This window comes from Brasilonema bromeliae SPC951, assembly GCF_012912135.1.
Lineage (GTDB): Bacteria > Cyanobacteriota > Cyanobacteriia > Cyanobacteriales > Nostocaceae > Brasilonema > Brasilonema bromeliae.
The window spans coordinates 16,234-29,760 of sequence record NZ_QMEB01000015.1 but is presented as its reverse complement, the minus strand read 5'-3'; the positions used below and the strand labels follow the sequence as shown (position 1 = coordinate 29,760).

The 13,527-nt window shown below is 40.4% G+C and carries 12 protein-coding genes; 7 read left to right on the top strand and 5 right to left on the bottom strand.

Translation table 11 applies throughout. The features are described from left to right. The 6 genes from DP116_RS03575 to DP116_RS29915 all read left to right on the top strand — a co-directional run. A partial coding sequence (locus DP116_RS03575; protein WP_246275463.1) for an ImmA/IrrE family metallo-endopeptidase occupies positions 1 to 506 on the top strand: 506 nt, incomplete at its 5' end. A gap of 55 nt (positions 507 to 561) precedes the next feature. Further along, positions 562 to 1,620, top strand: coding sequence for a hypothetical protein (locus DP116_RS03570; protein WP_169153858.1), 1,059 nt, complete (start codon positions 562 to 564; stop codon positions 1,618 to 1,620). Between the two features lie 22 nt (positions 1,621 to 1,642). Then, the gene (locus tag DP116_RS03565; RefSeq protein WP_169153857.1) at positions 1,643 to 3,511 is read left to right on the top strand and encodes an ATP-binding protein; all 1,869 of its coding nucleotides are present in this window, start codon (positions 1,643 to 1,645) and stop codon (positions 3,509 to 3,511) included. Positions 3,512 to 3,523: 12 nt separating this feature from the next. After that, positions 3,524 to 4,762 carry a metallophosphoesterase family protein gene (locus DP116_RS03560; protein ID WP_169153856.1) on the top strand — a complete coding sequence of 413 codons (1,239 nt, stop codon included), beginning with the start codon at positions 3,524 to 3,526 and terminating at the stop codon, positions 4,760 to 4,762. Beyond that, complete coding sequence (locus tag DP116_RS03555) at positions 4,759 to 7,911, top strand: AAA family ATPase (protein WP_169153855.1); 3,153 nt, start codon at positions 4,759 to 4,761, stop codon at positions 7,909 to 7,911. The genes DP116_RS03560 and DP116_RS03555 overlap by 4 nt, the downstream gene beginning before the upstream one ends. 77 nt (positions 7,912 to 7,988) lie before the next feature. Next, on the top strand, positions 7,989 to 8,120 hold the full coding sequence (locus DP116_RS29915) for a hypothetical protein (RefSeq protein WP_281357359.1): 132 nt from the start codon (positions 7,989 to 7,991) through the stop codon (positions 8,118 to 8,120). A gap of 56 nt (positions 8,121 to 8,176) precedes the next feature. Here DP116_RS29915 and DP116_RS03550 read toward each other — a convergent pair whose 3' ends face one another. Beyond that, positions 8,177 to 9,184 (bottom strand): bestrophin family protein, encoded by a 1,008-nt coding sequence (locus DP116_RS03550; protein WP_169153854.1) that lies wholly within the window; start codon positions 9,182 to 9,184, stop codon positions 8,177 to 8,179. 567 nt (positions 9,185 to 9,751) lie between these two features. Here DP116_RS03550 and DP116_RS03545 point away from each other — a divergent pair. Then, positions 9,752 to 11,140: a GTP-binding protein gene (locus DP116_RS03545; RefSeq protein WP_169153853.1), complete on the top strand. Its 1,389-nt coding sequence runs from the start codon at positions 9,752 to 9,754 to the stop codon at positions 11,138 to 11,140. Here the strand turns inward: DP116_RS03545 and DP116_RS03540 are convergent. From DP116_RS03540 to apcB, 4 genes are all read right to left on the bottom strand, one after another. Continuing rightward, the gene (locus DP116_RS03540) at positions 11,137 to 11,400 is read right to left on the bottom strand and encodes a hypothetical protein (RefSeq protein WP_169153852.1); all 264 of its coding nucleotides are present in this window, start codon (positions 11,398 to 11,400) and stop codon (positions 11,137 to 11,139) included. The two genes, DP116_RS03545 and DP116_RS03540, sit on opposite strands and share 4 nt — an antisense overlap. Before the next feature lie 106 nt (positions 11,401 to 11,506). Continuing rightward, positions 11,507 to 12,343: a TlyA family RNA methyltransferase gene (locus DP116_RS03535; RefSeq protein ID WP_169153851.1), complete on the bottom strand. Its 837-nt coding sequence runs from the start codon at positions 12,341 to 12,343 to the stop codon at positions 11,507 to 11,509. 10 nt (positions 12,344 to 12,353) lie between these two features. After that, the gene (locus DP116_RS03530) at positions 12,354 to 12,779 is read right to left on the bottom strand and encodes a DUF29 family protein (RefSeq protein WP_169153873.1); all 426 of its coding nucleotides are present in this window, start codon (positions 12,777 to 12,779) and stop codon (positions 12,354 to 12,356) included. 216 nt (positions 12,780 to 12,995) lie between these two features. Further along, positions 12,996 to 13,505, bottom strand: coding sequence for an allophycocyanin subunit beta (gene apcB / locus DP116_RS03525; RefSeq protein WP_169153850.1), 510 nt, complete (start codon positions 13,503 to 13,505; stop codon positions 12,996 to 12,998). Between the last annotated feature and the right edge of the window lie 22 nt (positions 13,506 to 13,527).

Here is a 13,527-nt window from a genome sequence, read left to right as displayed (position 1 = left end):
AATATAAAAGTTTTTTTTACGGCTGTATTTTAGTGGAACAAAAGCCCCATTTAGCCCCAGTATCACGCCGACGATTTTCAGCCGCCCACGAATTAGGACATTACTTGTTACATTTTCTTCCTTTACTTCAAACTCATCAAGAAAATAGTTTGAAAGAACCTTTGATTTTAACAGAAGGTTTATACGTAAAAAAGAGAAGTGAAGATGATGATGAAAGTAAAAAAGATAACGATAAATCTATGGCGCAATTTACCTTTACAAATGGCATACAAGCAGTCATTGATTCTCTAGGCATAGACGAGAAGCAAATGGAGGCAGAAGCCGATCAATTTGCGGCTGAACTTTTAATGCCAGCATCGGCTTGTTTCGCTTTATCCAAGCGTTATCGCGGTCGATTTGCTACAAAAAGAGATGTTTTAGCAAAACGATTAGCAACGGAGTTTTTAGTCAGTCAGGAAGCGATGAAACGACGGTTAAAAGATTTGCAATTACCAGAAAAACTCTGAAATAAATAAAAAATTAAAAAAACAACTAATACATAGGAGGAGTATATCTATAAAAATGGGATTAGATTTTATTAAAAACTACGGTGGTTGTCGCGTCGAACAATATGATGCACAGTTTCCTTTCTTAGAAGAAGAAACCGACGAAGACTTAAACCAAACCCCAGAAAAAGTTGATTTAGATTATGAAGTAAAACACCGTGCCATTGATTGGGAACCTATCAATTTAAGCACCTCACCTAACTGGCGACCTAGTAACTGGCATGAACGACCAACTCACTTTATAGATGGTAAAGATGTAGGGGAAACAGTCGCTTCAGTGCGTTCTCCTAGCGGTCAGTTAGTTCCTATCCGCCTTTCCCAAATTGGCAGTATTACCATGCGGGTAGAAAACGGAGAATGTCGGCGCTCCTTTGAGGTTGTTGAGCGTGTGGTATCGATGGCGGTAGACCTTTTCCCTTGGACAGAAGTAGAAAGTTTTGCTGCTGCTTTACAGAACAATGGATTTCGTTTGCTACCAGTTCGCCCTCCTGGTGGGATATCCTCCTACGATTTTGAAACCATGCGAAAACGAACTCAAAACCGTTCTAATACGGAAATGGAAGTATTGGAGGAATCAGCAATTTCCCACTGTGGTGGCGAACCAACGGTAATAGATGGACGATTGCAACCACGGATGGGAGGTTTCGATATCGACGAATCACCAGTTTTTGGTGTGATTAAAACCCAGCGCCAAAACTATTTACATATCAAAGGAATACAAGTTCTATATGGACTGGAAGCTGGTCAACGTACACCAGTGTTTACCATCTCTAGGGGATGGCTACCCGTTGTTTCTTGGTTTGTGCGTCTTTCTGGAGGGGGTGGTGGAACTCCCAGTACGGGAATAGTGCGCGTGGAAGCATCAAAAAGCTGGTTTGAGAAGTATTACAAGCGCAATTGGGACTTTGTGGATAAGTTATCCCGAACTATATATGAGTACCGTTGTCGAGAGCGCAGTTATGGACGCGCTGCCATTTCTCTACACCCGATTGTTCGAGCTGAAGAAAGTTTAGGTTCGCTTTTCCAACCATTAAGTATCCTATCCAATCGTTTTTACCGTTTAACCCAGTTATAAGGTATAAAATTAAACTAAAAATATGAGTGATGAAGTATTAATTCCGGAATTCGATGTTAACGGGAATGGCTCCCATGCGGGTACACCGAACGCCGATGAAGCAGATAGCACAGAAGATACAAATGCATCGGCTAGTACCCCTGGTGTCAGAATTATCGGTAAAGTCGCATCGCCACCGCAGAAAGAATCTACCTCAGAAGAGTTTCATTTTTGGGTGCGACGAGACGAACTGGTTGAAAAAACCCAAATTATTCGTACTGAAAGTCGTGTTGGTGGCGACACAATTAATTTCTACGCAATTGTAGAAGAGGTCTACCGACAAAGCCGCAAAAAAGATATTGGCGAAGAATTTGATGCTTTTGATGGCGATGTCAATTACCAACCGGAATTTCGTGGAGAAGGCGTTACTTTTGCTACTGCTACAATTTTACGTACAGAACCCCCTGTTTTAGCTCCACCTTTAGAACAAAGTTCCGTTTTCTTAGGAGATGAAAATGATGCTCGACGTGCTTACAGAGCAGATGAAATTGATAATCCCTTAGCGATTGGTTTGATTAAAAATGGTGGAAGCGCGATCGCCGGACCAGGGATGATAGACCTAGATTATTTACTAGGTATTAATGGCGGACACATGAACGTTAACGGTGTCGCTGGTCGAGGAACAAAATCTAGTTTTTTGCTATTTGTTATTTACCAATTATTGCGGGAAGCACGCCAGCGTGCTGAGGAATATCCATCAGACCCAAATCCCCTGATGGTTGTCCCTATAATTCTCAACGTTAAAGGCTACGATTTATTCCACATTAATCGCTGGAGTAATAGGTATAGACCTGAAGAACATTTGGCGGACTGGCAAAGATTGGGTGTTGAGGAACCAAGACCTTTTGAAAAGGTTACCTTTTTCGCACCACAAATTCCTGGTGGAATTACAGCAGTTTCTACAGGATGTCGGAGTACAGTGCAGGCTTATAGTTGGAGTCTTGGCAATATTATTGAAAAAGGCTTATTTACTTATTTATTTGCTGATGATGATTCCGTTAACGACAACTTTAGAGCTTTAGTCCTGGATTTAGAAGCTTACCTGACAGATGAAAGAGTCGCAAACGATGGTACTGTCACCCGCAGTTTACGAAATAATGTACCTCGTACTTTCCAACTACTTTTAGATTGGATCTCAGATCTAGACAATCGTAGTCAATTATCCCCTGATCATCACAGAGCCACTTGGAGCAAATTACGTCGTAAGCTTCTATTGTTGGTACATGAAGGTAATGGGGTACTTCGACGTTATGACCAAAACGGTAATCCTCTTAATTTAGGAATAAGACAAACAACAGACCCGATAGTTGTTGATTTAAATGCTTTAACGCGAGTCCCATCTTTGCAACGGTTTGTTGTCGCCACAATTCTCCAACAATTAGTCAACGAACGTACCGGAACCAATCGCGCTGAAGGCTTAGTTTACCTAATTGCTTTGGATGAACTTAACCGTTTTGCTCCCCGTGGTTCCAAAGATCCCATCACGCAACTAATAGAAACCGTCGCTGCTGAAATGCGATCGCAAGGAATCATTTTACTCGGCGCTCAACAACAAGCCTCAAAAGTTTCCGAAAAAGTAATTGAGAACGCAAGTATCCGCGTCATTGGTCGTAGTGGAAGTCTCGAACTTTCCCAATCTATCTGGCGTTTCTTGAGTAAAAGCAACCAACGCAAAGCCGCAGAATTAACAGTCAGCGAAAAAATGGTGATTCAGGATAACGAACCAATGCACGTTCGAGTACCGCTTCCTCCTTGGGCGATGAATCCTAGAGAAGCAACAGGTAATCCCGTTATTGATGTTAACGCAACAACCGTAGAAGAAGACGACGACGATGATATTGCTACTTACTAAGAAGGAGATAAGATGCGAATTTTACACACATCTGACTGGCATTTAAACGACAAATTGGGGCGAATACCCCGGCAAGGCGACATTGTAAAACGCTTGGAGGAAATTGCCAATTACTTAGACGAACATAAGGTAGATGTAATGGTTGTTGCTGGTGATTTATTTAGCCAGTACAACCGACTTGACGAACTAAAATCAGCCGTTGGGGAAATGAGGGATGTTTTTCAGCCTTTTCTCTTAGGGGGTGGCACAATTGTCACCATTAGTGGCAATCACGATAACGAAGCCTTCTTTAATTTAATGCGCTTTGCTCTTGACCTTGCCGACCCAATTGACCCAAAGAAACCAGGTGCAAAACCAAGTGGAAGGCTTTATTTGGCAGCACAACCAACTTATTTATTACTAAAAGATAAAGCTGGTCAGCCAGTCCAATTTGTTTTGATGCCTTATCCAACTTCGTCCCGTTATCTAAAAGATGAAAAAACGCGATACAGCAGCATGGACGAGAAAAATAGTTTACTTCATCAAGCCATGCTTCAGAAAATTGATAGTGTAAAAAATAAATTTATCAAGCCAGAGTTACCAAGCGTAATTGTTGGTCATGCACACATTCGGGGTAGTCAACTACATAATCTTTATCGCATTAGCGAACGCGAAGATGTCGTTTTCGATGCAGGAGATATCCCTACTAATTGGGCTTATGCTGCCTACGGTCATATTCACAAAGCACAAGCTTTAGCGGGTACAACCCATGTGCGTTATTCTGGTAGCATTGAGTGTCTCGACTACGGTGAAAAAGACGATGAAAAAAGTGTTGTTTTAGTTGAAATTGGTGCTAAAGGTCGGACTAAAGAACCAGAATGTTTACCACTCAATGCCACACCTATATATCGCGTAGAAATAAACAATCCTGAAGAAATCGCCAGCCTGAAAGATAAATATTCGGAATTAGATAGAGCCTTAGTTTCCTACAAACTAACTTACAAACCAGGAGAACATAACCGCGATGCTATTTGCCGCGAACTGGATAAAATCTTCCCCCGTTGGTACGACCGGGAAATAATGACTGACGGGTCATCAATATCCCTTAAAAGCTCTACTTTAGCTGCCGATACGCAAGATGTAGCAACAACCGTACGCGGATACCTGCAACAACAATTAGCAGGACATCAAGACAAGGATGCTGTGTTGGCATTGGCAGAAAAATTATTAGCTGACGAGAAATTTGTAAATAATTCAGAGGTAGAAATATGATTCCTGTACGGGTGTATGTTGAAAATTTTATGAGCTATCGTGAAGGACAAGAGTTACTCTTTGATGGCGCACCTTTGTGGGTTTTATCTGGAGAAAATGGTGCTGGTAAATCGACTATTTTTGATGCGATTCGCTTTGCTTTATACGGAAGCCATCGCGGAGGAGGTGCAAAAACTCAAAAAGACTTAATTAATCATAAAGCTGATGCATTAACTGTTGAATTTGATTTTCTTGTAGATGGAGAAGCCTATCGTATTCGTAGAACAGTACGCAAGCGTGGAAAAGCGACAAGAGAAGTTTTTCGTATTGATTCTTCATCAAAAGGAAAACTGAGGATCGAGCCAGAAGCAAATACAGATAGCGATGCTGGTTTTAAAGACTGGGTAAAACGTAAGATTAGTTTGGATGATGAAGCTTTCACATCATGCATACTTCTCATTCAAGGTAAAAGTGACAAATTAATAGAAGCTGTACCATCGGAACGTTACAAAATTCTGAAACAATTGATAGATTTGACTGCATATGACAAGTTACATCAACTTACAGATGCTCGCCGTAAAGAATGTGAAGCGCAGTTTAAAAATTTTAAACTACAATTAGAAGCATCAGAAACAGTTAGTGACGCAGAATTTAATGCGGCTCAAGAAGTGCTAAATCTGACCAATGATAATTTGAATAAATCGCGAGATAAAGTAGATAATTTAGTAACTTTAGTCGAACTATCTAAACAATTCCAACAATTAAATTCTCAATTTATAGAGCAGCAAAAGGATGTACAAAAATGGCAAGCATTGATAGCTCGCACTGACGAGATAGAACAAAATTTTACTCGCTACAAAGAGCTAGATACTGTGTTACCTTTACTCAGTTCTATTATTGAGCAACGTCAACGTATTATTGACAACGATAACGAGATTGAAAAAATTATCCAGAACTACCAACAAGTAAAGGATGATTTAAAACTAATATCTGCCGAAAAAGATGAATTAAGTCAGCAAATAGAAGCAACTAACCAGAAAATAGAAAATAAACAAAAAGATAGTAATAATATCGACGTTCGGCTACTTGAATTAGCACCTTTAGTTGAAAAACTATCACAATTAGAGTCGATTAAAGAAAAAATACAACAGTTAAAGCAGACTCTTGCAGATTTTCCTTCTGATTTAGAAGAATTATTACAAAAAGCAGAATCAGAAGAAAAACGGTTGGATGAGATTGTAAAAACATTACCTTGGTTAAAACAACTAGCTCAGGAACGTAGTAAATTATTAGACACTGTACACCGAAAAGAAGAAGCTAGTAAAAATTTAGAGTCTTTGCAAACTCAATTAGAAGAATATCAAACTCAACAAGCAAAATTAAATACTGATTTTGCCAATGCTAGTGAAGCCGAAAACAAATTATCTCATAATATAACTCGTTTTCAAACCGAGTATGAATCTGTTTGTAATAAACGCGATAATTTTGAAAAAGCATCTCATCAACCCATATGTGAATTATGTGGACAAGAGATTACACCCGAACATGCTCAAGCGGAAAAATCACGTTTATATTCTCAGATAACAGATGCTGAAACTAATTTAACTAGACTTAAGAATGAACACAAAAAAGCACAGGATAACCTTAATTCTTTCTCAGCAGAATTAGAGAACTTAAACAAGGAAATTACAGTGAACAGCAATAATCATAACGAAAATAAAATTCAACTAAATCAAGCACAACGAGATGCTAAACAGTATACTAAGCAAATTAATACTGCATTTAGCAACTTGCCAGAAGGTTATCAGGTAAATGTTTCTCCATATGCCATAGACGATGATTTAGGCTGGCTTGATACAAGTTACCCAACAGAAGAAGATTTGGAAGAGCTAAATCAACTGCTAGATAATCGACAAACTCATACTCAAAACTTAAACAAGCTACGCCATCAATTCTCTGAGTGGCAAAGCTTCAATACCCAACATCAAACTTACAGTCACCAGTTTGCGGAAATTGAGAAAAATTTGCCACTATCTGAGGCTCAAGAAGCACGTAACGAAAAAAGTACATTACAACAATCACAAAAGGAGCTGCAATTAACACTTAAAACACTCAAAGAAGAACAAACACTGACACTTAATCAAGTTAAAGAAATCGAGAAAGATGTGAATACATTGTCAAATAAAATACAAAAGTATGAAATCGATTTAAGTGATAAAAGAGGTTCTCAAACTGAAATTCAACGTCGCTTAAAAGCGGATGTAGAAAGCTTACCATCACAGTGGCAAGAATCATTAATAAAAATTGATGAAGAAAAAATAGAAGAGATGGATAGTGAAAGAAAAGTGCTAGCGGAGTATGAGACTTTATCAAATCAATTAAATATTGCTAGTGAACAGGTAGCCTTTCTCCAGCAACAAATTAGCAATTTCCGTAACCAGATTGAACAGTTGCCTAACGAGGCAAAACGCGCTTCTCAGGAAGTTGAGCAAGAACTTGTAACTGCTAAATCCGAGCGAGACACTTTTGATAGAAACCGACAGAATGCTCAAAATAGTTTTAATGAACTGATTAGTAAACGCAGTCTGTACCAGCAACTTGAAAAACAAAAGCTTGACGCAGAACGCAACCAAAGCTTATACAAAATACTTTGCGATTTGCTAGGTAATGGGAAACAAGGTCTGCAATTGCATTTATTACGTCGTGCAGAACAAGCTATTGTGCAGCTTGCCAATGAAATTCTAGATGGTTTATCACGCGGAAAAATGCGATTGGAATTACGTGGAGAAGCAGAAGAATCCACCGGAGAGTCTAGCAAAGCCCTTGATTTAGTGGCATATAACGAAGAAATTGGACCGTATCCCACACCAATCGCTCAAATTAGTGGTAGTCAGCGATTTAGAGTTGCCGTTAGTTTAGCATTGGCGATCGGTCAATATGCAGGACAAGGCGCACGTCACATAGAATCAGTCATCATTGATGAAGGCTTTGGTAGTTTGGACAAAAACGGGCGTGATGATATGATTCAAGAACTTAACGAATTACAACATCGACTAGCACGCATCATTTTAGTTTCCCACCTAGAAGATTTTTCATCTGCTTTTTCCAATGGTTATTCCATTGAATTAGTCAATCAAGCCTCAAAAGTCAGACCTTTGGAACATGTCTGATATAGAAATACTATATTGCTAGTCATGAAATAGAGCTTCTATGCAAAGCTAAATGAAGTTGCTTAGGTCGCCTGTTAATGCAAATTGTTGCTGGCATCAGTCTAAAAGGAATCAAACCTCGCGCGTGGGATAAAAACTCTCCTTATTATCTTCCACAATTGCGAGCACTCCGCGATCGCCTCCGTCGAAGTCACGTCTCCAAAAAGTAGATCTGTTCCAGAATTGCTTAACATAAATTGGGCATAGAAACCCAAACCAAATAGTCTTAAACTCGCCAGTCAAACTCACTACTAGGAGCGAGCGTTATTAACTCTTCAACATTGTGTTGCATTGTGTTGCAAATCGCATCCAATGGTAAATCACTTGGATCATGTCCAAAAGGCTCTTCCATTTGCGAGCCAATTTCTTCAATACTTAATAAGGTGAAACTCACAAAAGCCGTGATGACACCAGTCCACCAAATTAAATTAGTGACTATTTCAAGAGGCAATAGCAAACAGAAAATCAACAACAATTGTCTAAGCTTAATACTATATATTATGGGCAGTGGTGTTTTCAAAATGCGTTCGCAGCCACCCAAAATATCTACCAAATCATCCACCAACTTATGTAGAGCAGTCAATTGATAGATATTTAGACAATTACGGTCATGCTGATGCTGTAAATAATCCCTGATCCAGAAGGCAATTTGTAGAGGAGGATGATGAGTCTCTTGCAGCTTCAAATATTGGATTTCAGACATCAATGACTCTACTTGCTCATCCAAACACTCTGCCCTTAGATGTAACTTCATAGCGACTGCAAAAGCGACCAATAGCCGGAGTGTTGCTTCTTTTTGTACTTTATCCTTCGGTGATTGCTCTTTAACTACAATGTAAATTCCCTGAGCCAAGTTACGAACCGTATTGACTAAAGAACCCCAGAGTTTACGACCTTCCCAAAACCGCTCATTCGCTGTATTTGTCCGGAATACCAATAACAAAGTAAAGCCAACATTAAAAGTCAAGATAGCATTGGTAAGGACACCGCTCTTATGTGGAAATCCGATGGGAACTCCATAACGGTATAGTAATGATACTAAAAAACCATACAAACCAGAAACTATTACCCAAGGAAGAATGGCTGGAAGAACTGACTTTTCTAGTCGGAAAATGACCTGAAACCAATTCAGTTTTTCGCCCGTGTAAAGCTGATACTTTCCTGTAAACGAATTTTTTGCCTTGCTGAAAAACTTTTTGCACCGTTCCAATGTATTGGAATTTGAGCGTTTCATTTACAAGAACTCCAAATAGTTGAACACATCAAGTGAAATGAAATGAAAAGCAGTTATGAAATATTTCATGATTCAGACAAGATTGTGATTGAATCGGCAGGAATGTTATCCTTCAAAATCAAAACTTCATAGCCAGCTTCGTGTACTATTTAGATAATGAAATTAAAGACACAATGATTTGCTAAAAACCTCAAACTCACGATGCAACAGTCTGAAACTCTCACAAATTAAGAGCATCATCAAAACAAGCAGCTATCTCCTCTTTTGACAAGTCTGTAACTCTTGAATATTTGCATATGTCGTGAACTCAGCCGCTAAAGACCACACTACGAGACCAATTGCAATTCTGGTATCTTTAATTCTTGGCTTGACTCGTACCACGCCTAGGTACTGACAATACATTTTCTCGATTTAACTGGCATGAATTACACTCCTACCTATACTTACCACAAGTGTAATGTATTCAACAAACAATACTCGTATTTTTGTCATTAGATAAAAATATATTAGTCAGCGGTTAGTTTGATTTTTCCAATCCAAAATCTAAAATATAAAATTGATATAGTCTTGACTCAACCATTACCAGTGTCAAAGAACCTGCAAGAAACTCACTTAAACCGTGCGCGTGCTAGTCTAAGCCTTGCGCTGTCTTGGTATGGAAATCTTCGCAAACCGGGACAGTCGTCATCAAACTCACAATTAGCAGGTTTGGTAAAACCAGAATTGGAACTTTTGACCTCAACACTCAACAAACTAGACTATAACCTCATTCGTATCGCTGTTTTTGGTTTGGTGAGTCGTGGGAAGTCAGCGGTATTGAATGCTTTACTGGGACAAAAGATTTTACAAACTGGTCCTCTTAATGGTGTGACTCAGTACCCCCGTTCTGTACGCTGGAATCCTGGTGGTAAGGTGCAGGTGGAGTTGATTGATACACCAGGGTTAGATGAAATTGAGGGTGAGTCTCGGGCACAAATGGCGCGAGAAGTCGTGCGTCAAGCAGATTTAATTCTCTTTGTCGTGTCTGGTGATATCACCCGCACTGAATATCAGATGCTGTGTGAATTGCGTCAGGCACAGAAACCTTTAATTTTGGTGTTCAACAAGATAGACCTTTACCCAGATACAGACAAAACAACAATTTACAATAATTTACAACAGTTGGGTGCAGGAAATCCCCAAGGCAAACCCTTAAAACCGGATGAAATTGTCATGGTGGCGGCGGAACCTGCACCGATGGAAGTACGGGTTGAATGGTCTGATGGTAGTGTCGCACATGAATGGGAGACACCACCACCACAAATAGACGAACTCAAAGAAACAATTCTTAAAATTCTCAATCGTGAAGGGCGATCGCTCCTCGCTTTAAACGCACTCATTCAAGCGCGGGATGCACAAGAGGCGATCGCCCAAAAAACCATCGACTTACGCCAACAACAAGCAGAAGACCTGATTTGGCAATTTACTAAATACAAAGCTTTAGCAGTAGGGCTAAATCCCATCCCCTTCTTAGATATTCTAGGCGGAACAGTTGCCGATTTAGCTTTAGTTCGCTCACTAGCACGCCTGTACGGCTTACCAATGACTGGGTACGAAGCAGGGAATTTTTTAAAAACGATTTTATTAAGTTCTGGTGGCTTACTGCTGGGAGAACTAGGTAGCAGTTTGCTGTTAGGTTTGGGTAAGAGTACCGCTGCAATTGCTTCTGGAGAAAACCCTATAAATATCACTGCTTATGCAGGAACTGCAATCACACAAGCTGGTATTGCAGGCTACGGAGCATATGCTGTGGGTAAAGCGGCGCAAGTCTATCTAGAAAGAGGCTGCTCTTGGGGACAATTGGGAGCAAGTACAGTTATTCAAGAAATTCTAGCTGAAGTGGAGCCAAATACGATTTTGTATCGTTTGCGGCAAGAGTTAGAGCAGTTTTCTTTCAACGATACATCACTACGTTAATAAAGACTACACTCTTGAGAAGAGTTAGTGTTATCACTAGGCAATCCTACCTCAGCCTCCGCACGGTTCAGCATTGACTCATGTAAGTGTTTTTCATGATGACGTTGCTGCGCCATTAACTCCCGTGCTTCTTCTTGAGTCATACCTTCTGTCCCACTAGGATGTGCTGCTTCAGCACGATTTAGCATTGACTCGTGCAAGTGTTCGTCTTGCAGACGCTGCTGAACCATTAATTCCCGTGCTTTATCTTGAGTAGTCATGCAATTTTATCTCATCAATATTTAAACTGTTCTTCTATTTTGCAACTTAAAAAAACAAAGCAAAACGTTAATCCAATAAATAAAACAGAAATTGACAAAAAACAATTTATCGCAACTCAGATGCAGCTAATATTGTTATCTGGTGAACAGTCTCTATATCAGGCGGCGGAGTTTCACTCTCCATACCCAGCCACAATAAATACTCGATGTTTCCAGCAGGACCAGTCACAGGCGACCAAGTCAAACCTTTGTACTTCCATCCTAATTCACCAGCCGCTTGCAACACCTGAAAAATTGCCTCGGCTTGGTCTTTAGAATCACGCACAACGCCTTTTTTACCAACGCGGCTTTTTCCCACTTCAAACTGGGGTTTTACTAACAATACAGCTTCACGGGGAGGTTGCAGCAGCTGCCATAAAGCAGGCAAAATCTTGGTTAAGGAAATAAATGAGACATCCACCACTGCCAAATCAGCATATTCCCCCCCTTTAGAAGGGGGGCTTAAGGTGGGTACACCATACAACTCATCTGGCGTTAAATACCGTAAATTGGTGCGTTCCTTCAAAACCACGCGAGAATCATTTCGCAGACGCCAGTCAACTTGTCCATAACCAACGTCAACCCCATAAACGAGTTTTGCCCCAGCTTGCAGCAAGCAATCAGTGAAGCCACCTGTAGAGATACCACCATCCAAACAAATTCGTCCTTCTACAGGAATTGCAAACACATCGATTGCTTTGGCTAACTTTTCTCCTCCTCGGGAAACGAAGCGCGATCGCTCTTTAATTTGAATTTGAGCCGCAATATCAACTTCCGTACCTGGCTTGTCAATTATCTGACCATCAACAGTGACTTCTCCCGCTTGGATAAAGCGCTGTGCTAAGGCGCGAGACGAACTTAAATTGAGTTCTACTAATAGAGTGTCGAGTCGTTTTTTAACCAATTATCTTGATCTATTGTGGTAATATTAACGTTAATGCACGATTTATAATTTCTTCTCGATTAACCAGTTGTTCTAACTCTTCTGGTTCATAACGCCCTTGTTCTACTTTTAGGGAAGCTTCATCGATGGCATTTAAGTACGCTTCTTCTAAGGTTTCAAATAATTCTTCTGAACATAAGTAATAACCCCCTGCTTTACGGCGCTTATTTTCCCTTTGAATTTCCCGAACTGAATTGCGAATAGAGACATCCCAAGAGCGAGTTGTGCGATTTTCGACTTGCTGTTTAATTAGATGTAACAGCAGAATTATGGCATAGCTACGAATTGTCTTGATTATATCGTTACGGCTCATCTCTTCTAACTCTTCAACGATGACCAACGCCCCTGGTACATCACCTTTTAGCAACAAATCTTTTAACTCTAGTAACTCTTCCATAACCAGCGCCTCAATCGTTGGCACCTTCTATTGTGGCGAATTTTCAGCTTTGTGTGCTTCCTGGTGCACTTGGTGCGGTATGCGTCGCGAAGGTGGAAAAAAGCGAGTTTCCTCAGGGAAACTCGCCTGATTTTAAAACCGACAGAGCAATTTTAACCAGTGAACAGTGAACAGTGAACAGTTATCGAGTAACTGATAACTGATCACTGATAACTGTTAAACATCTGTTTCGCTAAACTCTCTAGTCATGTAGTCAAATGGCTCATCGACAAAGGAGGTATTTGTTACACCTGCTGCAGCCACTTGCTCCTTCACAATATCCTTCATAATTTGGATACCGCGAACTGTGGGACCAATTGGCACTCCCAGAGAATTGTAAGTTTCTCGTAGCCCTTGCAGCACACGCTCATCCAGTACATCCGTGTTGCCAGCAACAAGGGCATAGGTAGCATAGCGTAGGTAGTAGTCCATATCGCGCAGACAAGCTGCATAACGACGAGTGGTGTAGGCATTTCCACCTGGGCGAATCAACTCTGGCTGTTCATCAAATAGTCGAGAACCAGCCTGCTTGACAATCGACGCCGCATTTGAATTGATAGCCGCTGCTGCTTGCACACGTGCCGTACCGCTTTCAAAGTAAGACTTAAGGCTGTCAATGGCATTCCGGTCGAAATACCGACCTGTAACGTCATAATTCTTAATTAAGCTGGTTACTGCATCCCGCATTCTTTTTTCTCCTAATCAATCC